Source organism: Pantoea sp. y20, from assembly GCF_054903455.1.
Map to the genome: position 1 here is coordinate 1,153,798 of NZ_CM142816.1, position 24,175 is coordinate 1,177,972.

General features: G+C 50.8%; 23 protein-coding genes, 1 tRNA gene and 1 pseudogene. 10 read left to right on the forward strand and 15 right to left on the reverse strand.

All coding sequences use genetic code 11. The annotated features are described in order from the left end of the window. Positions 1-5: 5 nt before the first annotated feature. Positions 6-200: pseudogene (locus ACYAC5_RS05265) on the forward strand (methyltransferase domain-containing protein); the annotation flags it as partial. A gap of 116 nt (positions 201-316) precedes the next feature. Here the strand turns inward: ACYAC5_RS05265 and purK are convergent. The 4 genes from purK to ppiB all read right to left on the reverse strand — a co-directional run bounded on the left by purK (position 317) and on the right by ppiB (position 3,229). Beyond that, the gene (gene purK / locus ACYAC5_RS05270) at positions 317-1,381 is read right to left on the reverse strand and encodes a 5-(carboxyamino)imidazole ribonucleotide synthase (protein ID WP_462062530.1); all 1,065 of its coding nucleotides are present in this window, start codon (positions 1,379-1,381) and stop codon (positions 317-319) included. Then, positions 1,378-1,887 carry a 5-(carboxyamino)imidazole ribonucleotide mutase gene (gene purE / locus ACYAC5_RS05275; RefSeq protein WP_192236684.1) on the reverse strand — a complete coding sequence of 170 codons (510 nt, stop codon included), beginning with the start codon at positions 1,885-1,887 and terminating at the stop codon, positions 1,378-1,380. The genes purK and purE overlap by 4 nt, the downstream gene beginning before the upstream one ends. Before the next feature lie 131 nt (positions 1,888-2,018). Beyond that, positions 2,019-2,735 carry a UDP-2,3-diacylglucosamine diphosphatase gene (locus ACYAC5_RS05280; RefSeq protein WP_462062531.1) on the reverse strand — a complete coding sequence of 239 codons (717 nt, stop codon included), beginning with the start codon at positions 2,733-2,735 and terminating at the stop codon, positions 2,019-2,021. Then, complete coding sequence (gene ppiB / locus ACYAC5_RS05285; RefSeq protein WP_008103818.1) at positions 2,735-3,229, reverse strand: peptidylprolyl isomerase B; 495 nt, start codon at positions 3,227-3,229, stop codon at positions 2,735-2,737. Before ppiB ends, ACYAC5_RS05280 begins: the two co-directional genes overlap by 1 nt. Positions 3,230-3,447: 218 nt before the next feature. Between ppiB and cysS the strand changes: the two genes are divergently transcribed. Both cysS and ACYAC5_RS05295 read left to right on the forward strand, forming a co-directional pair. Beyond that, a complete protein-coding gene (cysS, locus tag ACYAC5_RS05290; RefSeq protein WP_462062532.1) occupies positions 3,448-4,833 on the forward strand; it encodes a cysteine--tRNA ligase in 1,386 nt (461 codons plus the stop codon). A gap of 33 nt (positions 4,834-4,866) precedes the next feature. After that, on the forward strand, positions 4,867-5,973 hold the full coding sequence (locus ACYAC5_RS05295) for an AAA family ATPase (RefSeq protein ID WP_462062534.1): 1,107 nt from the start codon (positions 4,867-4,869) through the stop codon (positions 5,971-5,973). A 25-nt stretch (positions 5,974-5,998) separates the two neighbouring features. On the opposite strand, the gene ybcJ is transcribed toward ACYAC5_RS05295, so the two are convergent. Further along, positions 5,999-6,211 carry a ribosome-associated protein YbcJ gene (gene ybcJ / locus ACYAC5_RS05300; RefSeq protein WP_007890771.1) on the reverse strand — a complete coding sequence of 71 codons (213 nt, stop codon included), beginning with the start codon at positions 6,209-6,211 and terminating at the stop codon, positions 5,999-6,001. Beyond that, positions 6,211-7,077 (reverse strand): bifunctional methylenetetrahydrofolate dehydrogenase/methenyltetrahydrofolate cyclohydrolase FolD, encoded by an 867-nt coding sequence (gene folD, locus ACYAC5_RS05305; RefSeq protein WP_036648219.1) that lies wholly within the window; start codon positions 7,075-7,077, stop codon positions 6,211-6,213. The genes ybcJ and folD overlap by 1 nt, the downstream gene beginning before the upstream one ends. 175 nt (positions 7,078-7,252) lie before the next feature. On the opposite strand from folD, the gene ACYAC5_RS05310 reads away from it, so the two are divergent. After that, entirely contained in the window at positions 7,253-7,756 is a 504-nt protein-coding gene (locus ACYAC5_RS05310) for a DUF1198 family protein (RefSeq protein ID WP_192414078.1), read from the forward strand. A 95-nt stretch (positions 7,757-7,851) separates the two neighbouring features. Then, positions 7,852-7,928: transfer RNA gene (locus tag ACYAC5_RS05315), tRNA-Arg, on the forward strand. Between the two features lie 430 nt (positions 7,929-8,358). Here ACYAC5_RS05315 and ACYAC5_RS05320 read toward each other — a convergent pair. Next, entirely contained in the window at positions 8,359-8,595 is a 237-nt protein-coding gene (locus ACYAC5_RS05320) for a hypothetical protein (RefSeq protein WP_192414080.1), read from the reverse strand. Positions 8,596-9,932: 1,337 nt separating this feature from the next. On the opposite strand from ACYAC5_RS05320, the gene hxsD reads away from it, so the two are divergent. Genes hxsD through ACYAC5_RS05345 form a run of 5 tightly spaced genes read left to right on the forward strand, consistent with a single transcriptional unit; the run spans position 9,933 to position 14,966 of the window. Further along, positions 9,933-10,208, forward strand: coding sequence for a His-Xaa-Ser system protein HxsD (gene hxsD, locus ACYAC5_RS05325; RefSeq protein WP_280172545.1), 276 nt, complete (start codon positions 9,933-9,935; stop codon positions 10,206-10,208). Then, positions 10,205-11,599 (forward strand): His-Xaa-Ser system radical SAM maturase HxsB, encoded by a 1,395-nt coding sequence (hxsB, locus tag ACYAC5_RS05330; protein WP_192414082.1) that lies wholly within the window; start codon positions 10,205-10,207, stop codon positions 11,597-11,599. Before hxsD ends, hxsB begins: the two co-directional genes overlap by 4 nt. Continuing rightward, the gene (hxsC, locus tag ACYAC5_RS05335; RefSeq protein WP_192414083.1) at positions 11,592-12,704 is read left to right on the forward strand and encodes a His-Xaa-Ser system radical SAM maturase HxsC; all 1,113 of its coding nucleotides are present in this window, start codon (positions 11,592-11,594) and stop codon (positions 12,702-12,704) included. Before hxsB ends, hxsC begins: the two co-directional genes overlap by 8 nt. Further along, entirely contained in the window at positions 12,701-13,336 is a 636-nt protein-coding gene (gene hxsA / locus ACYAC5_RS05340) for a His-Xaa-Ser repeat protein HxsA (RefSeq protein ID WP_192414084.1), read from the forward strand. Before hxsC ends, hxsA begins: the two co-directional genes overlap by 4 nt. A 19-nt stretch (positions 13,337-13,355) precedes the next feature. Next, a complete protein-coding gene (locus ACYAC5_RS05345; RefSeq protein ID WP_192414085.1) occupies positions 13,356-14,966 on the forward strand; it encodes a TIGR04141 family sporadically distributed protein in 1,611 nt (536 codons plus the stop codon). A gap of 744 nt (positions 14,967-15,710) precedes the next feature. Here the strand turns inward: ACYAC5_RS05345 and tssG are convergent. From tssG to ACYAC5_RS05385, 8 genes are read right to left on the reverse strand one after another with little or no spacing between them, the layout of a single operon-like run. Continuing rightward, complete coding sequence (gene tssG, locus ACYAC5_RS05350) at positions 15,711-16,739, reverse strand: type VI secretion system baseplate subunit TssG (RefSeq protein WP_192414093.1); 1,029 nt, start codon at positions 16,737-16,739, stop codon at positions 15,711-15,713. Further along, positions 16,736-18,520: a type VI secretion system baseplate subunit TssF gene (gene tssF, locus ACYAC5_RS05355; protein ID WP_462062538.1), complete on the reverse strand. Its 1,785-nt coding sequence runs from the start codon at positions 18,518-18,520 to the stop codon at positions 16,736-16,738. Before tssF ends, tssG begins: the two co-directional genes overlap by 4 nt. A gap of 7 nt (positions 18,521-18,527) precedes the next feature. Further along, positions 18,528-18,929: a hypothetical protein gene (locus ACYAC5_RS05360; RefSeq protein WP_462062539.1), complete on the reverse strand. Its 402-nt coding sequence runs from the start codon at positions 18,927-18,929 to the stop codon at positions 18,528-18,530. After that, positions 18,914-20,233 (reverse strand): phosphatase PAP2/dual specificity phosphatase family protein, encoded by a 1,320-nt coding sequence (locus ACYAC5_RS05365; protein WP_192414099.1) that lies wholly within the window; start codon positions 20,231-20,233, stop codon positions 18,914-18,916. The genes ACYAC5_RS05360 and ACYAC5_RS05365 overlap by 16 nt, the downstream gene beginning before the upstream one ends. A 1-nt stretch (position 20,234) precedes the next feature. Continuing rightward, positions 20,235-21,989 (reverse strand): bifunctional alpha/beta hydrolase/class I SAM-dependent methyltransferase, encoded by a 1,755-nt coding sequence (locus tag ACYAC5_RS05370; RefSeq protein ID WP_192414101.1) that lies wholly within the window; start codon positions 21,987-21,989, stop codon positions 20,235-20,237. Then, positions 21,986-22,618: a lysophospholipid acyltransferase family protein gene (locus tag ACYAC5_RS05375; RefSeq protein ID WP_192414103.1), complete on the reverse strand. Its 633-nt coding sequence runs from the start codon at positions 22,616-22,618 to the stop codon at positions 21,986-21,988. The genes ACYAC5_RS05370 and ACYAC5_RS05375 overlap by 4 nt, the downstream gene beginning before the upstream one ends. 9 nt (positions 22,619-22,627) lie before the next feature. Continuing rightward, on the reverse strand, positions 22,628-23,557 hold the full coding sequence (locus ACYAC5_RS05380; RefSeq protein ID WP_192236670.1) for a phosphatidate cytidylyltransferase: 930 nt from the start codon (positions 23,555-23,557) through the stop codon (positions 22,628-22,630). After that, positions 23,550-24,152 (reverse strand): CDP-alcohol phosphatidyltransferase family protein, encoded by a 603-nt coding sequence (locus ACYAC5_RS05385; RefSeq protein ID WP_192414105.1) that lies wholly within the window; start codon positions 24,150-24,152, stop codon positions 23,550-23,552. Before ACYAC5_RS05385 ends, ACYAC5_RS05380 begins: the two co-directional genes overlap by 8 nt. Between the last annotated feature and the right edge of the window lie 23 nt (positions 24,153-24,175).

Below are 24,175 nucleotides of genomic sequence, written 5' to 3' on the forward strand. Positions count from 1 at the left end.
ATGGCGGGGTGTTTTTCTTTAGTACCGGCACCACGGATGAAGTGAGCCATTTGGGAATGAATGACTGGTATATCGCGCCGCGTAATGGGCATATCACGATTCATTCGGGAGCGTCGCTCGATGCGCTGTTTAAGGCGCATGGTTTCCAGATTACGCATCTGAATCGCTGGAGCCATGTAGCGATGAAGATGGTGGGATAAGGGGAGTTCTGAGCGGGCTGATGCCCTCACCCCGGCCCTCTCCCAGAGGGAGATGTTAGCTCGATTGGTTCCCTCTCCCAGTGGGAGAGGGCTAGGGTGAGGGAAAAACAGCTGAACTACAGCTTCTCAACCGCCCACGCAATCCCGCTTGCATACGCTTCCGGCAGCAGCGGCACCAGCGCATTCAAGGCTGACGCCAGACGCGCGTGATCGCTATCGGTGAGATTAAGATGCCCAACCTTGCGGCCTTCACGCACCTCTTTGTCATACCAATGCAGATGCACCAGCGGCTGCTGCAGCCACGCCAGATTCATCTCAGTACCAATCAGATTCACCATCACCGACGGCGCAAATACCACCGGCTTTGGCAGCGCCAGGCCCAAAACCGCACGCAGATGCAGCTCGAACTGGCTGATTGACGCGCCATTCTGCGTCCAGTGGCCGCTATTGTGCACGCGCGGTGCTAACTCGTTGATCAGCAAACCTTCTGGCGTAATGAAACACTCCATCGCCATCACACCAACATACTTCAGCTCATGCATGATGGCGCTGAGCATCGCTTCCGCCTGCTGTTGCTGTGCGGCATCGGCCTGCGGGAACGCCACGCTGGTACGCAGAATGCCGTCCTGATGCAGGTTGTGCGTCAGCGGATAAAATACCGTGCTGCCATCGTGTCCACGCGCGCCGACCAGCGACACTTCGCCGCTGAAATTAATGCCCTGCTCAACGATGCATTCGCCGTAGCACTCATCCGGCAGCGCATCGGTTTCATTGGCGCGCAAACGCCATTGGCCACGGCCGTCATAGCCGCCGGTACGACGCTTTACAATCGCCAGTTCGCCAAGCGAGTTGAACACATTTGGCCACTCGGCTTTATCGGCCAGCAGCTGCCACGGCGCGGTAGCGAGGTTCAGCTGATCGAGCAGCTGTTTTTGCGTCAGGCGATCGGCCAGACGCGGGAAAATATCGCGATTCACAAAGGCCGGATGGCTCGCCAGTTCGCGCGTTAACGCGGTTTCCGGCCAGCGCTCGATCTCAGCGGTGATCACGCTTTCGGCGATCGGCAGCGCAGAAGGTTCTGCATCTAAGCCCACCGGATAGACCGCGATGCCCAGCGGTTCTCCGGCCTGGCGCAGCATGCGGCCTAACTGACCATTTCCTAATACGCAAACCGGCTTCATGCGTCCTCCCGCGGATCCGGGTTGTTCAGCACTTCATCAGTTTGCGTTTGACGCCAGTGGGCGATGCGCGTTGACAGCGCGCTGTCGTGGATCGCCAGAATCTGTGCCGCCAGCAGGGCGGCGTTGGCAGCACCGGCTTTACCAATTGCCAGCGTACCCACCGGAATGCCGCGCGGCATCTGCACGATGGAGTAGAGGCTATCGACGCCGCTCAGCGCCGCGCTTTGCACGGGCACGCCCAGCACCGGCACCAGCGTTTTCGCGGCCAGCATGCCCGGCAAATGGGCAGCACCGCCGGCACCGGCGATGATCACCTGAAAACCGTTGTCGGCGGCGGTTTCCGCGAAGCTGAACAGTTTGTCGGGCGTACGGTGAGCTGAGACCACTTCAACGTGGAAGGGAACATCCAGGCTGTTAAGAATTTCCTCGGCGAACTGCATGGTAGCCCAGTCACTTTTGGAACCCATGACAATGGCGATACGGGCCGGGGCGGCGTTGGATGACATGCGGTCAACTCCTGTGAATATGCAAACGAACCTGGCCGGGCGGGCAGGCGAAGAAGGGCACAGAGAATAGCATGAGATGGCAGCAAGGAAAACGGTTGCGTAGGCGGAAAACGGGCATTGATGCCCGGATTTCAGAAGGGGAATTCGATCAGGCTGACGCCGCTGGCATCAAGCTGAATCATCGATCCGTTCTCATGCCAGGCACCCAGCACCGCGCGCTCGGCGTTTTTGCCGTGCAGCGGGAAGGCGTGAATGGCGGGACGATGCGTGTGGCCGTGAATCAGAATCGGCACCTCTTGACGCGTCATCGCGGCTTCCACCGCGGACTGATTGACGTCCATGATGCTGACCGATTTATGCTGATTCGCCTGCTTGCTGCCATTGCGCATGCGCGCGGCAATGCGCATGCGCAGACGCAGCGGCAACGTGAGGAACAGACGCTGCAACCAGCGCTGATGCACTTTGGCGCGGAAGCGCTGATAGCCTTCATCGTCGGTGCACAAGGTATCGCCGTGCATGATCAACACACGATGTCCGTAGCGATCGAGCACCTTCTCTTCCGGCAGCAGCGTCATGCCGCTGGCACGCGCAAAACGCTGGCCGAGCAGGAAGTCGCGATTACCGTGAATAAAGAACTTCGGCACCGGCAGCGCCTTGAGCGCCGCAGCGATTTGCTGATGCAGCGGGTTAGGATCGTCGTCGCCGATCCAGGCTTCAAACAGATCGCCGAGGATATAAAGCGCATCGCACGTGCGCGCTTCACCCTGCAAAAAATGCAGAAAACCGGCAGTAATTGCCGGTTCTTCATGACACAGATGCAGATCTGCGATAAACAGCGTGCGCGACATTACTCGCTAACAGTCACTTTCTGGATGACAACATCTTCAACCGGAACGTCCTGATGCATGCCGCTGCGGCCGGTTTTCACCGCTTTGATTTTCTCAACCACGTCCATGCCTTCAACCACTTCAGCAAACACGCAGTAACCCCAGCCTTGCAGGCTTTCGTCACGGAAGTTCAGGAAGTCGTTGTCTGCCACGTTGATGAAGAACTGGGCCGTTGCAGAGTGTGGCGCCTGAGTACGCGCCATCGCCAGGGTGCCTTTGGTGTTTTTCAGGCCGTTGTTCGCTTCGTTGCGGATGTCTGCTTTGGTATCTTTCTGCTTCATGCCAGGCTCAAAACCGCCGCCCTGAATCATGAAACCGTTGATTACGCGATGGAAGATAGTGTTATCGTAAAAACCTTCCGCGCAGTATTCCAGGAAGTTCTTCACGGTAGCCGGCGCTTTGTCATCGAAAGTTTTGATTACGATATCGCCATGGTTCGTCTGGAAAGTGACCATTATTTTCTTCCTGTCAAGGTTGTCGTCAGTATCAACTGCCACGCCTGTAAGGCGGCGGGGCATTTTTGTAGACGCTTCTTATATCACAATTTCCAATAACGCGTCAGTAACCGGACGGCAGTTGGCAACCGAGCGATGCACAAGTCAGAAAAATACGGCACAATAACCGGCTACGCTGCAAGGGCGTATCCCGCAAACGTCACTAACGGAACCATTCAATGTTGAAGATCTATAACACCCTGAGTCGACAGAAAGAGGAATTTAAACCTATCCACGCCGGTGAAATCGGTATGTACGTGTGTGGTATCACGGTTTACGACCTCTGTCATATCGGCCATGGGCGTACATTTGTGGCATTCGACGTGGTGGCGCGTTATCTGCGTTACGTGGGCTATCAGCTGAAGTATGTGCGTAACATCACCGATATCGATGACAAAATCATCAAACGTGCCAATCAAAACGGGGAAAGCATCGAAACGCTGACCAACCGCATGATCGCCGAGATGCACAACGATTTCGCCGCGCTCGGCATTCTGCCGCCGGATCTGGAGCCGCGCGCCACCCGCCACATCGACGAGATTATCGAGCTGGTCTGCAGGCTGATTGAACGTAAGCACGCGTACGTGGCGGACAACGGCGACGTGATGTTCGACGTGATGAGCGACAAAGATTACGGTGTGCTGTCGCGTCAGGATCTGGAGCAGCTGCAGGCCGGTGCGCGTGTTGAAGTGGCGGATGTGAAGCGCAATCCGATGGACTTCGTGCTGTGGAAGATGTCCAAAGCCGACGAACCGGCGTGGAACTCGCCGTGGGGCAACGGCCGTCCAGGCTGGCACATCGAGTGTTCGGCGATGAACTGCAAACAGCTCGGCACCCATTTCGACATTCACGGCGGCGGTTCGGACCTGATGTTCCCGCACCATGAAAACGAAGTGGCGCAATCCACCTGTGCGCATGATGGCCCGTATGTAAATTACTGGATGCACTCCGGCATGGTGATGGTTGATCGCGAGAAGATGTCAAAATCGCTGGATAACTTCTTCACCGTGCGCGATGTGTTGCAGCACTACGATGCCGAAACCGTGCGTTACTTCCTGATGTCGGGACACTATCGCAGCCAGCTCAACTACGGCGAAGACAACCTCAACCAGGCGCGTGCGGCGCTCGAGCGCTTGTACACCGCGCTGCGTCATACCGATGCCAATGCCACGGCGGCGGGGGGCGAAGAGTTTGAAGCGCGATTCCGTACCGCGATGGATGACGACTTCAACACGCCGGAAGCCTATTCGGTGTTGTTTGATATGGCGCGTGAAGTGAATCGCCTGAAGACCGAAGACAAAGCCTCCGCTGATGCGCTGGCAGCGAAACTGCGTCAGATCGCTAACGTGCTCGGCATTCTGCAGCAGGATCCCGAGCAGTTCCTGCAAAGCGGTGCGCAGGTGAATGACGATGAAGTGGCGGAAATCGAGCATTGGGTAAAAGCCCGTTCCGATGCGCGTGCAGCCAAAGATTGGGCGCAGGCGGATGTGGCGCGCGATAAGCTCAATGAGTTGGGCGTGATCGTTGAGGATGGGCCGCAAGGTTCCAGCTGGCGACGCAAATAACCGGAGAGGGCGAGAAATCGCCCTTTTTTATTGATGGCGATTGAACAGATTCATATTCACGGCTTCCGCTCGGTGCGCGACCTGACGCTACCGCTGCAGCAGCTCAACGTGGTGAGCGGCCCGAACGGCTGCGGCAAATCCAACCTGTATAAAGCGGTGCGATTGCTGCACGAAGCGGCGAGCGGACGTTTAGCGCTGGCGCTGGCGGAAGAGGGCGGCATCCAGAAAGCGATGTGGGCGGGCGGATTACGGCGCGGCGATCGTCGCCACGATCCTAAACGTCTGGCGCTCGCGGTGGTGATGGATGATATGGATTATCAGCTTGATATCGGTTTTCCTGAGCCGTTAGCCACCAGCATGTTTAACCTCGATCCGCTGGTGAAAGAGGAGCGTATATGGATGAGCGGCCAGCGTCGGCGTCCTTCCTCCTGCATCCTGCAGCGGCAAAATCAAACCGCTTTCCTGCACAACGTTGAGGGCGAACGCGTTGCTTATCCTGCGGTGCTGCATCCGGAAGAGTCGCTGTTTGGGCAGCTTGGCGAGCCGCACCTTTATCCCGAGCTTTCGCAGGTACGTGAAAGGCTGCGTAAGTGGCGTTTCTATCATGAGTTTGCGGTGTGGCCCGGTTCGCCGATTCGTGCGCCGCAGATTGGCGTGCGCGCGCCGGTACTGAGCCACGATGGCAGCAATTTGGCCGCAGCCTGGGCTACGATTGTTGAACGCGGTCATTCCGAATTACTGCTTGAGGTGATGGCCGAAGCCTTCCCGGACACGGAATTTCACGTTGACGTGCAGAACGGGCGTTTTCAGATGCTGATGTCACGGCGGGGGATTTTGCGTCCGCTGGAGAGCGCCGAGTTCTCGGATGGCACGCTGCGCTTTCTCTGCTTAGTCGTGGCGCTGCTCAGCCCGCGTCCGCCGGCGTTTATGGCGCTAAATGAACCGGAAAACAGTTTGCATGAAGACTTGTTGCCTGCATTAGCGCGACTGATCGCCGAAGCCAGCCAGTTTAGCCAACTGTGGATCACCAGCCATTCACCGAAACTGGCGACGCTGATTGCGCAGCATACGGCGGTGAATCATATCGAGCTTGAGCAAATTGAAGGGGAAACTCGGGTGGTGGGGGAAGAGCGGATTTAGGCGTCCCGATTGGGACGCCTAAAGGTCAGGCAACAACCGTAATCTTAAAGCCCGCAAACTCGACCTTCTGGCCTTCAACAATCTTGCAGCGCTTACGCGTTTCAACTGCGCCATCGACGCGCACTTCGCCTTCCGCAATCACCGCTTTCGCCTGCGCACCGCTTTGCACCCAACCTTCGAGTTTCAGCAGGTCGCACAAATCTACGTGGGCATGTTTACCGAGAGAAAAACTGGCCATTATGCCTCCTCAATGTCGTGAAATTCTTCACACGCCGTCAGCGTGTTTTGGATCAGTGTCGCGACCGTCATTGGACCGACGCCGCCTGGAACCGGCGTGATGTACGAGGCGCGCTCAGCAGCGGCTTCGAACTCGACATCGCCCACCACTTTGCCGCTGTCGAGACGGTTGATACCCACATCAATGACTACCGCGCCCGGCTTGATCCAGTCGCCCGGAATAAAGCCCGGCTTGCCGACCGCCACCACCAGCAGATCGGCGTGCTCAACGTGATGACGCAGATCTTTGGTGAAACGGTGCGTCACGGTGGTGGTACAACCGGCGAGCAGCAGCTCCATGCTCATCGGACGGCCAACGATATTCGATGCGCCAACCACCACGGCGTTCAGGCCGTAAGTATCGATATTGTAGCGCTCCAGCAAAGTAACGATGCCGCGCGGCGTACACGGACGCAGCTTCGGCGCGCGCTGGCACAGACGACCGACGTTGTACGGATGGAATCCATCCACGTCTTTGTCCGGCACGATGCGCTCCAGCACTTTAACGTTATCGATGCCGGCTGGCAGCGGCAGCTGCACCAGAATGCCGTCGATGTCGTTGTCGTTGTTGAGCGTATCAATCAGCTCCAGCAGCTCGGCTTCGCTGGTGGTGGCGGGCAGATCGTAGGAGCGGGAGATGAAGCCCACTTCATCACAAGCACGACGTTTGCTGGCGACATAGATCTGCGAAGCCGGGTTTTCACCTACCAGCACAACTGCTAAACCGGGCGCACGTTTACCGGCAGCCAGACGCTGCTGTACTTTTTCGGCAACCTCAAGGCGCACCTGCTGCGCAATCGTTTTACCGTCAATAATTTTTGCTGCCATCAGAGAGGAAATCCATCTGTAGAGGGTTAGATCGGGGATGGCGCCTATTCTGTCAGAAGCGTGCGCGGCTGTCAGGTAGAGATTCGCCATCAACGCTGCTTTCCCGATTTTTCGCCGTGGCGCCCGCCCGCGTTAGCGCTTATGATGCCCGGCAGTGAATGAGATGGATGACGTGATGATTTGGTTAATTCTCGCCACGCTGGCGGTGGTGTTCGTGGTAGGTTTTCAGCTGCTGACGGCCAGTTCGCGCCATGCGGTGCAGGCGCTCAATAAACGGTTACAGCTGCCGCCGGTGCATATCGAATCGATGTTGTCGCTGATGGGCAAAGAGGCGGCAAAAGAGTTTACCGACTACATCGCGGGCGATAACGACATGCATCTGCACAACGGCGCGGCGGTGCTGCTGATTTGGCAGGTGATGATTGTCGATGGCAGCGACGAGAATATGCAGCGCTGGCATGGCATTTTGAGTCGGGCGGGATTTTCTGCGTTGATTTCACGGCAGCAGCTGTTGCTGGCGTTGGGGTTCTTGCGCCAGCTGGAGCCGGACAGCCAGGAACTGCATGCGCTGCGCGACCAGTACAATGCGCATTTCACGCAGCAAGGGATTGAGCTGGAAGGCGAAACCGAGCAGGGCGGGAATCTGGTGTCGATGAGCGAATGGCGCAAGCGGCATTAAGGGGTTTTGGTTAATCTGGCAGCACTCCGCTTCTGTTCAAGGGCAAAAACGTTGACGCGCGAGCCGCTGGACGTATAATCCGACCCAATCACTATGCGCCCTTAGCTCAGTTGGATAGAGCACCGGCCTTCTAAGCCGTAGGTCACAGGTTCGAATCCTGTAGGGCGTACCATTTTTTCGGCTATTCTCATCTGTTAAATTCTATAAATCCCTTTAAAATCAGTATTTTTACCTGACGCAAGGTCTGTTGGTGAGGTTCCTTTCCAATTCTGACTGAAGGACTGACCAGGGGGATGGTTTATCCTGTCGTTCCTCCATTTGCTGTTCATTACGGGAAATTTTCTCGCGTCTGGCTGGTACCAACTTGTTAATGGGGGCCGGACTTTTGGTTCGGATGAGTTGGTTTTCTCGCTCCAGCTCCCCGATAATACGGGTGCTGATCAAATTTACGTTTCAGCCCAGGTAGAGTTTTCCACCAACGATAGCGATCCTGCTAGCGATATTTGAATGTGCTGATCGGCCGCATCCTCATGGAGTTTGCAGGTTCGCATGTGGGTTGAGCTGAACCCATTTTTTTTCATGTAATCGTAATCGATCTCTGCTCACTTCTTGTGGGATAAGGTTTCTCCGTGTGGCAGACGAAGATAATTGTGCCAGACGGGTTTTGCCACTTCCTGACGGAGCTGGCTTGTTCTCCTGAATTCGACCACCAGTTCGTCAAAGGTGACACCGGATGCATTACCACCGATAACGACCGGAACCTGAAGGTGGTGAGGCGCTGGCTTTAATGCATACGACTGCACACCAGAGAAGCTTTTGCCCTTGCGAATACGATCCATGTCTTTCATGAAATCAGGCTTAATTTTGGTCTAATCCTGTTAAGGCATTTCTCAGTCTGTTTATTTTTGCTTAAATAGCATTCAGCTCATATTCAAGTAGCTCAGTATTATTTTTCTTTTGCTGAATATATACAGTGAGATTACTGATTCCAATAACAGTGATAGCAAGTTTGTTCCACGCATCTTTATTCACTTTAGGTATTACTTCGGGAAGCTGTTGCAGTGCTGATTTTCTAAGCCATTAACCTTTAGTATGATCACCACGATAATTATTCAGTTGCAGTAACTCAAGAGCATTAGGCGCACGCTGGAACAATGTACTATGAGATTTTGTAAGGGCGTATTATCTTTGATAGAGATCGCTCTGTTAAACTGGAAGGGAAATCATCATCTAAAACGTTATTCGCATTATTCATATAAACTCCTTTTCATATGTAAAATACTGGCAAGCACAGTCCGTGTTCTACTTACTGATATGCCAGTATCTTATTGCTTATAATCAATATTAGTATTATTTCAGCTATTTAAGAATACAACTTTCTGGGTTATTATCTTGCTTTGTATTCAGGAGCAAAAAAGCAGCCTTTTATATACGGAGCGAATCCGTGTTATAAAGGCACTAAAATCAGAACTGAATCGCCACGGTTTTCACAGACTGGACTGTACGCTCCTTGGTCGATGATCCTGATGTGGGGTGATCTCCTTTACGGAAATATCAGTATGCCGAAAGATCTCTAAGCATTACGGAACTATTAAGCGTGATGGTTAAAATAGATAAAGATTAACATGTAAATTCTTTGTGTGGATGTGCACCATCCTGTAATCGGCATCCACGGCACCAAGACTGTACGATAAATCGACCATCACCCATATTTCTCATACCAAAATCATTATACTTGTAGAAAATATGTAATCTAGCTTTGCTGGAGCATGACGGGCAGCTTTTAAACATCTCGCCATTTTTTTCAATGACCATAGAATCATGAAGTGAGTTTTGACATGTAACACATACATCTTCATGCTGCATTTCAGACATAAAATCAACCTCTTCATTATATTCTAAATCAGGCTAGGTGAATGCTAGGTGCTTAAAATGCACCCTAAATCATTAGCGTGTGTAATGATACTGGCACGGGACAAAAATTTTTCAAAACAAATTTACATTCTCAATCGTAATGGTTAGCATTATGAAATAAGAATTTTCTGTTATTTTTTTAATAAAATCGTTAAAAAACAATAGCTTAATTTTTTAAGTCAAATTAGTTATGAGTCAATACGGTTTTGTACTTGTAAATAAAATTTTTAATTTTTCTTTTAATGACATTCTGGATGGTAATGTGATCGAGAAAAATTTCGCAAAAACAACAAATTCTGAGTGGGTGCTTAGAAATAGCCTCTACTGGATGAGTGCTGTAACTCGCTGGAAGCTGGATGAAGACGAGCTGAACTGGATCGTATCGTTTGAGTCTTTCAACGATGAAGTTAAATTCGAATTTCAACGGTTGCTGAACGACTACAAACTTCGAGAGAAGCTTCAGGTACAAACCGGTCATGCCAGAACTTCGATCATCGACAGTGTTCTACGAAGCATCGATTCGAGACTTGCCGAATGAATACGATGCCATTCAACTTTGACCGCCTTAGCAACGGCAAAGTCTTCATCAGTAACCTTGCTGGCTTTCACAGCTTCGTCGATAACGAAGAACTGAACCTTCTTGCTGAAAACAACTTTTCTCCAGAGCAAACCACTTCCCGACTGCTTGAAAGCAGATTGTTCATTGCAGACGATGCTACTCAAGCAGTTTCAATAGCCTCCCTGAGTTCTGCTTTTGCCAAACGACTGATGAACGAGCTGGCCGTCAGACCAATCTTCATGATTGTGCCTACTCTCAGGTGCGATCATACATGCAGGTATTGCCAGGTCAGCAGAGCATCGGTCACCGCTGATGGTTATGACCTAAACCCAGAACTGATACCGCAAATCGTCAGCACCATTAAGAAGCTGGGCACTTCACCTTACAAGATAGAAGTGCAGGGCGGAGAACCGCTTCTCAGGTTCGATCTCGTCCAGGCAATTTATGAAGAGTGTGTGAGTTCGTTAGGTAGTGATGCTTTCGAAATGGTTATTGCCACGAGTCTTTCAATACTCGATGAAAGCATCCTATCTTGGGTTAAAGAACGGAATATCACCTTTTCTGTCTCTCTTGATGGTAATGAAGCCGTCCACAATAAAAACCGTATCCTCACCAACTCTCGGGCTCACACTAAAGCTGTTACGGGCATTAGAAAAATCACTGAAGAACTGGGAGCAAACCGGATAGCTACTGTAACTACAGTTACAAAAGAGTTAACAAAAGAGCCAGCTTCCATAGTGGATGCTCATCTGTGCCTTGGCCTCACTGACATGTTTATCCGTCCAGTAAGTCCCTATGGTTTTGCTCAGAAGCAGAGCTTCACTTTTTCAATGCTTGAATATTTTGAGTTTTATAAGAAGTTAATGCAGGAAGTATTGCTTCAGAACCAGAAGGGCATACCCGTCGTTGAGCACTCAGCCTCAATCCACCTCAAGAGAATTTTCAATCCAGGCTTCAGTGGTTATGCAGATCTGAAATCACCAAGCGGAGTAGTGCTGAACTGCATCCTCTTTAACTATGACGGTAAAGTCTACGGTAGCGACGAAAGCCGTATGCTTCAGAAAGTAAACCCCGAAGCAGATTTCAGTGCTGGAGAATTTGCTTCACTCTCATTCAGTAGCAACGAATACTACCGTTCCGTCCTTTCCTCTTCATTTAACTTTGCCATGCCCGGCTGTGATACATGTGCCTATCAGCCTTTCTGTGGTGCAGATCCTTGTCAGAACATAAGTGTTCATGGTGAACCTGTTGGAGACAAGAGTCGTTCCACTTTCTGTCAGTATCATAAAGGGATGTTCCGCTTCCTTCTGAACGAAATTTCTCAGGATGGGCCAATGGCTGAGATGCTCAAAAGGTGGGCTTATGTCTGAGGTGCTGAGAAACGATATTTTCAGGTTTTCATCAGACTTACCAGTTCAACAGGGCTTTTATCGCCTGTGTAAATCAAAGCCCGAAAATCCTCAGTTTTATCTGCCAAATTTGCTGATTACTAAAACTAAGTTTCATTCAAGACTGCCTGCATATTTTGCTGATTCCGTAGCAAGCAAATACCTTTTCGATTCGATAGAAGATGGCGATATTGGGATCGTCAACAACGGAAATATGCTCCGGGTGGTTCTGTCCCGAAGAGCAAACCATAACACTGTCCTTATCACGGAAAGGTGCAACAACAGTTGCCTGTTTTGTTCTCAGCCTCCTAAGACAGGTAACGATGACTGGCTTCTCAACCAGTCAGCTCTCGCTATCGCTTCTTTTTCCCTGAATGGAGTAGTAGGGGTAAGTGGGGGAGAGCCTCTACTCTATGGAGAAGACTTTCTGCACTTCCTCGATTTCATCATCGAAAATGCCCCTGACACAGCACTGCATGTACTAACCAATGGACGGAAGTTTGCGGATGTCAGCTTTACCCAGCAAATGAAAGAACGAAGTGAAAAAATCAAAATCACTTTTGGCATTCCACTTTATTCTTCAAGAGCAACAGTGCATGACTACTTGGTCGGAAGCGAGGGAGCATTTAATGAAACAGTCAGGGGACTGATCAATGCAGGTAACTCAGGAATCAACATCGAATTGAGGGTCATCCCTACTCAGGCAAACTATACAGAGCTTGATGACATCGTAGAGTTAGCTGGTCGTGTCTTCTCCAACATTAACCAGATATCTCTGATGGGGTTAGAGTCAATTGGATGGGCCCGTAATAACTGGTCATCAATCTTCATAGAGCACGACAACTATAGTGAACGAATCCTTTCTGCTGTAGACACTGCACACAGATCAGGTATCCCTTTTACCATCTTCAATTACCCGTTGTGCCACCTTCCTGAAAGGGCATGGAATTTTGCAACTCAGTCGATCTCTGACTGGAAAAATTACTATCCCAAAGAATGTGATGAATGCACTCAGAAGTCTTCTTGTGCTGGTTATTTCAGTTCATCAAAAGGCCGTTTTCATCAACCTCCGAGACCAATAATATGAAAAAGTTTAATTTCGCTGCTCTGCTTCCGGGATTTTTGGCTCTTAACAATTCTGTCTGGGCGAGTGATTCGTCTACTGGTGCCAGTGACTTACCTGGTATGACCCTGAATGAACATGATTTAGTGATAGCTCCGCTCAACACCGAAGTGCCGTTTTACATCGCCGGACACAGAAGTCACAGTTCTCATCGTAGCCACAGCTCACACCGTTCCTCATCAGGCGGTGGTTACTATGGTGGAAGCACTCCTTACTATCCCAAAACATACAGCTCACCTAGTACTTCCGACTCGTCCAATTTAGGAACTCGTTCGTCATCATCTTCATCTTCTGTCCGTTCACTTCGTTCAAATGACTCTGATACCTCAACCACAACAAATTCAGCAGGAACAACAGGTGCCAATCGTGCAAGTAGTGGGCTGACTTCGGATACAGAAAAACGTAAGCGATTAATTATGAGAGTGCAGTTCGCTTTACTCGATAAAGGTTTCTATAGCGGTAATATTGACGGGAGCATGGGTCCTGCAACAAGGACAGCAATAAAGAATTATAGAGTTGCAAATGGATTGCCTACTCAAGCAAGAGAAACATTAGATACTCAATTATTGAACTCTTTAAATATATTGGCCCGATAAAATATTGGGGATAAAAAGAATGAAGATAAAACTGTCAATTTATAAAACAAAAAGATTTACAGATGACATTGATCAAGTTTTGAATCTAGAAAGAGTCAAAAGGCCTGTCGAATTCGAGGTGGAGAATGCCCGAGTGTACCTTTATGCAAAGCAAGTGGTGGATCCAACACAACCTGAATGGACAACTTTATTCACAAGCCAAAGTACGGACTTAGAACCCGATTTCTTCGGTATGAATAGTAGCACTGGTGCAGTATTAGTTGTTGAGGTTGATAATACAAGGTATCTTATTCCGTTCGGAACTGGCCATCACTTAATTAATGATGATCGTATCGTCAAAGGTTTTGGACTTAAAACAACCTTGAACTGTATTGAGCATAAAAAAATTCGTAGCTTGGATAAAGGCAGTCATAACGAAACAAATTTGCTAACTCGTAGTCAGAGCAGTAAAGAAGTTGATATATACAATCTTAAAATAGATTCTGAGATGGATATTCTCACGACACTCACAGGCACTTCCACTGAAGATGTATTAGGAAATAAAATAACAGGAAAAGATGCGTTTATAATTGTGCCTGATGTAGACATAAAATCAATCCCTGGATTATTAACTAAAATAGACTCAATTTATCTGTTACCTCTTCCCGAAGAATTCGAATGGGTTAATAATATCAAAGAAGCTGATGAAGCTGAAATTGAGATATTGGATTCAATTTTGATCGATTTAATGAAAGAAAGGGACTTCAGTGATATTTGGTTAGGTGAGCCAGAAATTGTGGATTGGGAAAACCAAATAGGCTATTGTTTCGAGAGGAAACAAAGAAGTGTTATTTATGAAAGCTTATCAGTAAATCATATATGTGAGTATTTTGATGGGAAAAATGCTGATATAACTGTTGATGAACTTAAAAGAAGTTGTTTGCATGTGTTGAATGCCGATTACGAAGCCATAAAAAAATGGTCTTTGTATAGATGTATTTATGCTGAAATAAAGGAAGGAGATCAGAACTATATTCTGCGAGATTCCATATGGTATGTTGTAGATAGAAAGTTCGTAACGAACATTGATGATGAAGTAAAAAAAATATTAAAATATGAGGAGTCAGATAAGTTCCCGGTATACTCCTATAAAAGAGAAGAAGATTACAATAAAAACGTGTGCCTATATGATAAATCATTTATACATATGGATCAAAAGTTTATTCATTACGGTGGGGGTAAAAGTAAAATTGAATTTTGCGATCTTATAAAAGACGCTTCAGATTTTATTCATTTGAAATATTATAGTGGTTCACAAAGTATGAGCCATCTTTTCTCACAAGGATTTGTCGGTTCTGAGCTTTTTATAAGCGATTCAGAGTTTCGCGCGAAGCTTAATGAGAAGCTTCCTGACCATATAAAATTAGCTGATCATATAGCACGACCTGATGCCAAAAATTATAAATTAGTTTTCGCCATAGCTACGAATAAACAACTCCCTGAAGATCTACCTTTGTTTTCAAAAATAAATTTAAAGAACTTTTACAAGAGTATCAGCAATTTTGGTTACGAAGTCAGGATTTGCAAAATAGATGTAGATCCTAAAATTTACAAAAAGAAATTATGTAGGCCTCAAAAGAACAAGCTTTAAGTTGATTATTTGATATCAGAGTTTTCTGTCAGTTAATTGAGGTAATCGCTTTAATCCCTGAGGAGTCAATGAAACACTTTCGGATTCTCAAGCATTTTCTTAATGTGAGAAGTAATAATCGTGAGATTTAAAAAATGTTCGAGCTGTAAATTTATTTAATATTTTGAGTATTAAAATGAATATGGGCTATTTATTTTTCGAGTCTCTCTGTCTTTTTTATTATCAGATTTATAATCTGCTTTCTTTCCATGTTGCTTTATAAGATACTCTGAAGATAAATTGTGATATAGATATGCCAAAATAGCGCTGGATGTTTTTCAAGCTTAATAATTAAGTTGGCACACTCTATTTGTCTCAAAGGAACCATTTTCTTCAAGGGTCTAAAAGTATAGGTCGGGAGATCTTTATCATTAATCAACTCTATCACTTTCGGGGATATGTCTTTTAAAACTGACAGGCTCGATTTCAGAGGCTCAACAATTATATTCAATGCTGTACAAAGCATTTCAACAGGAACTCCTACTCTTACAGCTTCTTTTTGACCTGCTCTCGGTTGATTAATAAACCCCGATGTTAGTCATCTCTTCATCTGACCCTGACCCCGAATATGATACAGGCATAATCAGGAATAACCGGCTTCAGGTTGGTTGCTTATTCTGGCAACCGGCAGACGTTTCGGCAAATTCGGATGGGGTCATCCAGCCCGAAAATCGTAGCATTAGCAACCTAAAAGATAAGCAGAAGTCAAGCTCGCGTAATCTCTCGATCTCCCTCACGCAAACGTCCTATTCGGATGCGCACCGTTTCCGGCATCGCACTCTGATTCTCCTCCCTCAGCCCCAGCATCATATTGCATCCATTGAACAACCCGGCATCGCCCAGCCGCGGCATTGGCAGCAATCGGGTGGGAATCGTCAGCCAAAACCGCAAATCGTAGTCACAGCCCAGATACGTACGCAGTAGCGCCATCACATCCTGTCTGAGCTGTCCGTCAGGCATCCAGCCCTTTGCCTCATCAGGATCGTCTGTTGAAAGCTCGACCCGTGAGCAGTAACCGACTACGCAAGTTTCATCACCCAAAATCGGATTCTGATCGAGCGTCATGCCGCTGAGCATTGAAAGTCGGGCGCGTTTCGCCACCGGCATCGTCACCGGATGTTGTGCGAAAACCTCAACTTTGGTGTTCGGTGCCTGGCTGTTGATCACCGCTGCAATACCTTCAGCAGTGTGCGTGGTATGCAGCAGCGGTTTAAGTATCGCCAGCAGGCGTGATGACGGCTGATCGCCGCCGTGGGTAATGCCGGTTAGCGCCATCAGGCTTTGCGAAACCGTATCGGTACCGCCTGGCTCAAAGGTTGCCGGATAGCTGTACTTGCGCCAGATGCGGTAAAACTGCGTCATCAGCCGATGATTGAAGATATCCAGAAACGCGGCCATCGCATCAGCGCCGTCACGTCCCTGGTTGATGTCATTAATGATGCTGGTGGGCAGCGGCGAATCCACGCCGTACAGGCCGAAGAAGTTGGTTCGGACCGTTGGTATCGCATCAGGGTTATCGGCGTCAATTTCCGTGCGTTTTAGCTCCCCGGCGGGAAAGCCCAGATGCGGATTGGGACGAAAACGCACTGGGTCACTTTCTGGCGTGCGGCCCGTGCCGAGGCGGCTGCCGGTCGTTTGCTCAAGCAACTGGCAGAAGCGGTAGAAGTTGTACTGCGCGGTCTGGTCATTGCCGTTATCGTCTAGCCAGAACGGCTTTTTGTTTTCTTCGCTCACATCAGCACCCTGTCAATGCGCCGCTCCGGCCAGGCCCACTCGGTGCCCGACGCGGTCAGCAGCACCGTCAGTTGGGTAAAGCGCACAACACTGGCGTACTGCGTCAGGAACTGCTCCAGCAGCTCGCAGAACAGGCGGGCATCGCCGGTGCCGCTGAACCGGATTTCATCGAGCGCCACGCGAATACGCACCCCGTGCCAGTGATACGAGGAGTTATAGTCCTGACGCCAGCTGACGTGACGAATACCGCTGATGCGACGGCGGTTGTTATCGTCATTGCTCCAGTCAAACAGCGCCAGCACGGCTCGAAGGTTTTTAGCATCGCTAATCATCTGGCTCAGCGCGCGCGGATGCAGCAGCGACATCACATGCCACTGATACAACTGCGTGGCTGGCGGGTAATAAGGCATAGAAGGGGGATGACGCGTTATGCACTGCAATGTCAGGTTGCCGGTTACCGCGCTTCCATCAAACACGGCTTTCTCCAGCGCCATGCGCGGATGGTTACCATTGGTGCAGGTGATGTTCATAAACAGTGTGGCATCATCCTCGCCCCGATCGGTCTCGCTTTCATCGCCGCCCAGCATCAGCAAGGTTTCATAAAGACCGCTGACACCACGCCAGATGCGCGTATGGAAATATCGCTCCGGCCAGGACTCTTTGCGTTGCAACATGCCCCCTTTTTGTCGGAAGTGCCGATACGGCACATAGCGGCGCTTATCCAGTGTTTCGCTGGCGGCAACTTCATCAACACTGTAAATCTCAGTGTGCCGATCGCGCAGGCGGTGGGGACGCAGACGATAATCGAGCACCGCAGGTTTTACCTTCAGCGGTTCTGCATTCAGCGTAAACAAGTTAATCACCGGCACGCAGTGAATGCGCAGCGCGTCTGCCGGCAGGGAAATATCATGCGGAAGCGGCTGACTAAGGTGAATATCGAGCATCACTTCCCGGCAGCTTTCATTGAAGGGAAGCGTGTTGAGCCCCGAAAGAGTAAAGAAGGCGTAGCGAGCCGGAAAACTAAAATATTCCAGTAGCGGGCGCACTTCACCACAGAGTGCAGGACTGTCGCTTTCCGGCCAGACCGGACGCCAGTGCTGCTGCCAGCGGGCACGGATGTCGCCACTAAATGGCTGCGGATCGTGGTTTTCACTCTGCGGCAGGCGTAAAGTGATGTTGCTCAGATGACGGGTCAGCGCATGGTATAGCAGCGACTGCACTGGGCGATCTCCGTGGATGTAGAGCGGGATATCGCTGAGATCGATTTGGCTCGTATCGGCCTGAGGGCTGAGTGTAAACCGCAGGGAGATCATCTGGTGTCCATCGGGATGGAAGGGCGTCGTTATCTCGCCCAGCGCCAGCGGATGCAATTTCAACGCATCGGTCGTGCGATAAGGGCAGCGCAGGCCAGTGATATCCATCGGTCGGGTCAGCAGCGTCGTGCCTTCCGGCAGCACCGCATCACGTACCTGAGCGACGCTATCGGGCGTAAATTCCACCACAGACATTGATGGCAGCGTGCGGTTCACCACGGGCAGCAGATGCCCGAGCAGCGGCTCCGTCAGCTCCGGAATATCGTCATCAATCTTGCGACGCATCTGCGCCATCATCAGCGAGAAGCCCTGAAACAGTTGCTCGACCGAGTCATCCATCTTCAGAGATTTACCGTCGACGCCAAGTCGCCGTCCCGCCTCCGGATACTGCTCCGCAAACTCCTGCGCAGCCGCTTTCAGATAACGCATTTCGCTGTCGAAATATTTCAGAAAATCATGGTTGTTCATGGTTCACCTACTCAACCAGCGTGAGTGCCAGATAACTCACTGAGCAGAGTGAAGCCAACCACAGCACCAGCAGTGAGATCATTGCCCGGTAAAACATGACTCTTGTTCCGTGCAGGCGATCAGCCATAGAACGCGGGCGGGCAAATTTTTTCGGCCATAGCTGCGCCATGCCTCGGTCAAACTCAGCAAGGTCGTCTTCGTTGTTGAGCAATGCGAAGAGCCGTTCATCGAGCCATAAACGCCAGCAGTAGTAGTGTGTGATGAAGAACAACACCATTAACGGCAGGCTCAGCGCGGAGTAGAAAAGGCTGAGTATCAGCGCCAGTGGCGGCAGTGTCAGCGCGGCAAAGTAGCGCCAGCTTGCCAGATGAATTTGCACAATTCGTTTGGTCATCATGATGTCTGACATAGCTGTTCCTTGCTAAAGGCTTCGAGGATTGCAATGTGTGCAGGGGTGAGAACAATCTGCGGGCGTCGGGACTTAATGAGTTCAACGGCCTGAGTGACAGAAGCTGCATGTCCTTCCGCCAGCAGCCACGCCGCAATCACTGTGGCACTGCGCGATAAACCCAGCGCGCAGCAAACCAACACCTTGTCACTTTCCCGGTGCAGTTGCTGGAGCTGTCTTACTGCAGTGCGCAAATGCGCAATGTCGGGCACCAGCAGATCCATTAGCGGATAGGCCTGCCATCGCTGTGCGCTCCGGTTGCCTTTGTGAAATTCTGCGGTCAGATCAAAAACGGCAAAATCTTGCTGCGCCTTGTCCGGAAACCTGCCCAGCGCTACGCCAGCGGCAATCTCATTACTTTGCGCGCTATGTCGGGAAAACCAGCGGCGGGAAATCCTCACGCCTGTCAGATAGGGTAAAAGCACCAGGCGTGCGGAGAGGGATAAGTTGCCGCAACTGTTTTTTTGGAACACCGTCACGCCCAACCCGGCATAGCCCGCAGCCACCGCCAGCAGCGCTATGGCAGGCCACAACAGCAAATGACCACAGGGAATCGCTATCCCCGCCAGTAAAAACAGCATTCCACCCAGGCCGTATTTGCTTGCGAGACGTTGCGCGTGCAGAGTTGGCCGCTGCCAGCGCCATTCTCCTCTAATCGGAATCAGGTAGCTGATGATGACCGCGACCCCAATCCCGCTAATGACATCGATAACATGGTGCTGCCAGGTGGTCAGTACCGAGACAGCAATCAGCAGGAACCAACCGCCCGCAAAGATTCTTGCATTGCGATTCAGATGCTGGCGAAAGCGCAGCCAGAGCAGCCAGGTCAGAATAATGTGCAACGAAGGGGCCTGGTTATAGGGTAAATCAAACTGTTCAAGCTGGCGGAACAACCAGCCGAAGGCACCCTGGGTTTCCGGGCGCGTGAAGGTAAACTTCAGCGGGAAAAGTAAAAACGCTGCACACGCCACCAGCGATGCTGCAAGCAGGCGATAGCCGTGACGCGTCAGCTCCTGTCTTGATGTGCAGGTGAACAGTGAAATACCGTAAAGCAGGTCGATGCTCCAGTAAGGCACGATAGTCCAGGGAACAAATGGAATCGAACGTTCCCAGGCAAACACCAGGCTTTCCACATCATTGCGGGTCGCGGTGTAGGTATTCACCTGCCCGTAGCTGAGGAAAAACAGTGGTCCCAGCAACATCAGCCAGCAAAGCCCCTGTTTCCAGGGGCGAAAAGGGCGTTGTGTCAGCAACGATTCAGTCATGCTATTTTCTTACCGCCAGCGACACGGTAAAGATGCCAAACTCATCGATCAGCTGGTGGCATTTCTCAAATCCAGCTTCTTCGACCAGCGTATCCATCTCTTTCTGGCTGCGTACGCGCATCAACCAGGGAATACCGTTCTGATGGCTGGTTAAGGTCCATGCGATGGTTTTCAACTGCGGATGCCACGGTTGCCCGGTATAAACCAGCACGCCGCCCGGCGGAATGGCTGCTGCCAACCCGGCCAACGAAGTTTTAATTAATTGGTTGCTCGAGAACAGTTCATAGAGGCCGGAGACAATGCCCAGCGTCGGCGCAGGCGCGAGTGTGGCGAGCGAGTCATAATCGAAGGCATTGCCTTTTTTGAACTGCGCGAGATGGCCTAATTGACGCGCTTCAATCATCGCCTGGCCTTTTTCCACATTCAGATCGCTGTAATCTCGCAACAAGATGCTTTCAATTCCCGGCTTTTTCTCCAGCGCATCGAGAACGTAGCGGCCATGTCCGGCGGCAATATCGACCACGCGAACCGGCAAATTGTGCTCTTGCAGTTTTGCTACAGCCTGCGCAATCACCTGCTGGATATTCTCTTTACGCATGCGAATGCCGCGCCAGCCAATGCTGTTGAGGTACTGCCTGTCGATGATACGGCCAATAATGCCGGTGCCTTCAGCCGTGTTGCGGTAGACATAATCCAGCGTGCTGCCAGAGTCAAAGCCGGTTTGATATCCCAGGCGCATGCCTTTAGACAGCCTGCCAAGGGTTTTCATGCCAAAACTTAATGAAGCGTAAGACACGCCTTGTAGTGAGCAGCGCTTAGGTGGCGCCTGCAACTCACGGTACGCATCAGCGCCCGGACTCCACTGATCTTCATGGCTGTAATCGAAGGTGTAAGGTGCAGCGTGGTAAAGCTGTTCGATAAACGGCTTCATTTTATCGAAGGCAAGCTGGCGATCCTTTTCTCCCAGCGTGTCGTGATAAAAACCGGGCAGAATATGCTGCTCTTTGATGGCGCTACGCAGCCCCTGATAGAATTTTTTCTGCGGTTTGGTGTGCACCACAAAATCATCGCCGGAAATCAGCAGCTGTGTTGGCACGGTGATGGCGGCAGAGTCAGCAACAATACGCTCCGCCGTTTTATACAGATCCAGCAGAATATTCACGGCAATCTGACGGGTGATGAATTTATCCTGCTCAAAGCTGCGAATGCGCTCGGGGTCGTGGCTGAGAAATTTCCCTTTGACGTAAGAGTTCACGTAAAACAGACCGCGAATACGTTGCAGCATAGCCAATCCCGTGCGTGCGAAAGGCACATACAGCTTCACCTTGAACGCTGGAGAGGCCAGCACCATACCGCGAATTTTAGGTGCGTAATCATGCACCCAGGTAGCGACCAGCACCGCACCGACGCTTTGCGCAATCACAACAATATCTTCAATGCTCACCGTGGCTTGTTCAGCGACAAAGCGAACAAATTCATCGACGTCCTGCACTGAGCGAGCCAGGCTTGGGCTATAACCTCGCTCTCCCGGCGAATGTCCGTGTCCACGCGCATCCCATGCGTAAAAATGGGCATCCGGCATAAGTAACTCATCGACAACATGCTGCAAACGTCCGGAGTGCTCATGCCCGCGATGAAATAGCACAATCACTTTTTTGCTCTGCGCATCCTGCGCGGGCCAGTGGCGAAAATAGAGAGATTCACCGTCGCTGGTTGAAAAAGATCCTTCCTGAAATAAACGTGCTTCCTGGCTCATGATGATTTCCTTATGGCTTGCTGTTGTAATTGGACAAAACGATTTAATAACGCGCTTTTAAATTCGGCCTTGTTGTCCTGATAACGCAGCGGATCGTCGATATAAATATCGATAAAGAACGGCACCGGTATTTTCTGACCTTTACCCATTGAGCGATCCAGCCCGTGCATATAGACCGGAATGATGGGCACATCCGGGCACTGCTGGCTGAGATGCCACAGGCCAGATTTAATTTCTGACAGTTTCCCCGGCTCGCCGCGCGTGCCTTCCGGGAAAATAATCACGATTTTCTTTTCCGCCAGTGCATCGACGCAGGCCTGCAATGGATTAGCCTGATGTGCTCCTCGATATACCGGGATGATGCCAATCACCTTGAGGGCAAACCAACCCACCACTTTGTTTTTCAGGAAGTAATCAGCCGCAGCCACCGGCTGTACGTCCACTAATGTCGAGAGGGGGAACAAGGTGAACAGCGTCAGCACATCAAGATGGCTGTTGTGGTTTGCCACAATGATCGCCGGGCCTGTTTTCGGTAGCTTCTTGCGGTTGGCCACGGCGACACCCAGCCAGATCCACACCACCGGATAAGCGATGCAAAGGGTAAAGATCCAGCGCAGCATGCGGTTCATGTGCGCCTCCTACACGTAGAAGTAGTAATAGAAGTGGAAGAACAGCGGCGCGGTGTAGATGAGTGAATCGAGTCGATCCAAAATGCCACCGTGTCCGGGCAGCAATTTGCCGGAATCCTTCACACCAAAATCGCGCTTGATCGCCGACATCACCACATCGCCGCAAAAGCCGCTTGCACCAATAATCAACCCAGCACCCAGCGAGTGGAGATAACTCATCGGTGTCAGCAGTGGGCCAAGAATCGCAGCCAGCAACATGGTGGTAAAGATGCCACCCAGCAAACCGGCCAGCGTCTTATTCGGGCTGACGTTGGGCGTCACGCGAATCCTGCCCAGCGATTTTCCCCACAGATATTGGGCAATATCATTCAACTCAGTCAGCGCAACGAGGAAGAACACCAGCAGCGCACCGGCGCTGGCGTCGGCACCGGGTAAAGTCATCAGGTAGGCAACGTGGCTCAGAGCGAACACGGTGGTCATCATGCCCCAGTGCATTACCGACGCAGAGTGCAGAAAACCTTTGGTATCACCGGCAATCACCATGCGAGCGGGCAGGAATAGGAAGACATAAACCGGGATAAAAATGATGAACATGCCGTACCAGGCCATGCCGGTCCAGAGATATTGCACCGGGATAGCGGCATACATCCACAGCAGCGGCATACTGTCAGAACGCCGCGTGGGTGCTAGCGTCAGATACTCTTTTAACGACAGGAAGCTGATAAAGCCGAAAAAGGTTAGCGCCAGCCACTTCGGCGACAGCATTGCTAACGAGAACAGGCAGATAATCACCCACCAGCTATTAACGCGCTGCTGCAATTCCAGCCAGTTGCGTTGTGGGCGGCACTTTCTCAGCACAAAAATAATCAGCGTCGCCAGAATGAGAACGCCGAAGATACCGCCCAGGCAGTAATAAAGCACTTGACTGGAATCAGCCATTTTTCGCCTCCATCGCATTGCGGCAGCGATTCAGGCAGGTCCAGCACAGCAACAGGGTGGCAAGGACAAACACTGCGTTAGCGTAGCCGATAGACTGCGGCCACAGCGCAATCACCAGGCCAAGAGCACCAAAGATAAATGCGCGGTCACTTTTGCCTAACGGGCCACGGTAGCTACGGATGCCGTTCAGCGTCTGGCACATCACACCGCAAAATTCGCTCAGCCAGGAAAGCAGCACGACCAGCACAACCCACCAGGCAGAGATGCCAGTAACAAAAGCAAAAGCGAGGTAGAGTGCCGCGTCGGAGATGATGTCACCCACCTCATTGAGGATTGCCCCGAGGGTGGATTGCTGATGGAATTCGCGGGCTAACATGCCATCAATGGCGTTTAACGCCATGCGGAAAAACAGGAAAACGGGCAGGGTGATAAAAAAGCGTGGATCGGGGAAACGCATCAACAATGCGCCCAGTACTACAGAGGTGAGCATGGCAAACAAGGTTACCTGGTTCGCGTTGATACCCTGTGCATGTACCCTGACGACCAGCGGTATTAATAAATGCTGAAACTTCGGTTTTATATCGTATAGCGTCACTTTGTGGCTCCTGCCGTTAAATT

Coding starts and splice junctions, on each gene's coding strand:
- ybcJ (WP_007890771.1), bottom strand. CDS start 6,211: ATGGCCAGTTTTTCTCTCGGTAAACATGCCCACGTAGATTTGTGCGAC.
- ACYAC5_RS05360 (WP_462062539.1), bottom strand. CDS start 18,929: ATGTCAGACATCATGATGACCAAACGAATTGTGCAAATTCATCTGGCA.
- ACYAC5_RS05280 (WP_462062531.1), bottom strand. CDS start 2,735: ATGTCGCGCACGCTGTTTATCGCAGATCTGCATCTGTGTCATGAAGAA.
- ACYAC5_RS05310 (WP_192414078.1), top strand. CDS start 7,253: ATGATTTGGTTAATTCTCGCCACGCTGGCGGTGGTGTTCGTGGTAGGT.
- ACYAC5_RS05295 (WP_462062534.1), top strand. CDS start 4,867: ATGGCGATTGAACAGATTCATATTCACGGCTTCCGCTCGGTGCGCGAC.
- ACYAC5_RS05365 (WP_192414099.1), bottom strand. CDS start 20,233: ATGACTGAATCGTTGCTGACACAACGCCCTTTTCGCCCCTGGAAACAG.
- hxsC (WP_192414083.1), top strand. CDS start 11,592: ATGTCTGAGGTGCTGAGAAACGATATTTTCAGGTTTTCATCAGACTTA.
- ACYAC5_RS05370 (WP_192414101.1), bottom strand. CDS start 21,989: ATGAGCCAGGAAGCACGTTTATTTCAGGAAGGATCTTTTTCAACCAGC.
- cysS (WP_462062532.1), top strand. CDS start 3,448: ATGTTGAAGATCTATAACACCCTGAGTCGACAGAAAGAGGAATTTAAA.
- ACYAC5_RS05375 (WP_192414103.1), bottom strand. CDS start 22,618: ATGAACCGCATGCTGCGCTGGATCTTTACCCTTTGCATCGCTTATCCG.
- folD (WP_036648219.1), bottom strand. CDS start 7,077: ATGGCAGCAAAAATTATTGACGGTAAAACGATTGCGCAGCAGGTGCGC.
- purE (WP_192236684.1), bottom strand. CDS start 1,887: ATGTCATCCAACGCCGCCCCGGCCCGTATCGCCATTGTCATGGGTTCC.
- hxsA (WP_192414084.1), top strand. CDS start 12,701: ATGAAAAAGTTTAATTTCGCTGCTCTGCTTCCGGGATTTTTGGCTCTT.
- tssF (WP_462062538.1), bottom strand. CDS start 18,520: ATGAACAACCATGATTTTCTGAAATATTTCGACAGCGAAATGCGTTAT.
- ACYAC5_RS05345 (WP_192414085.1), top strand. CDS start 13,356: ATGAAGATAAAACTGTCAATTTATAAAACAAAAAGATTTACAGATGAC.
- ACYAC5_RS05380 (WP_192236670.1), bottom strand. CDS start 23,557: ATGGCTGATTCCAGTCAAGTGCTTTATTACTGCCTGGGCGGTATCTTC.
- purK (WP_462062530.1), bottom strand. CDS start 1,381: ATGAAGCCGGTTTGCGTATTAGGAAATGGTCAGTTAGGCCGCATGCTG.
- ACYAC5_RS05320 (WP_192414080.1), bottom strand. CDS start 8,595: ATGGATCGTATTCGCAAGGGCAAAAGCTTCTCTGGTGTGCAGTCGTAT.
- hxsB (WP_192414082.1), top strand. CDS start 10,205: ATGAATACGATGCCATTCAACTTTGACCGCCTTAGCAACGGCAAAGTC.
- ppiB (WP_008103818.1), bottom strand. CDS start 3,229: ATGGTCACTTTCCAGACGAACCATGGCGATATCGTAATCAAAACTTTC.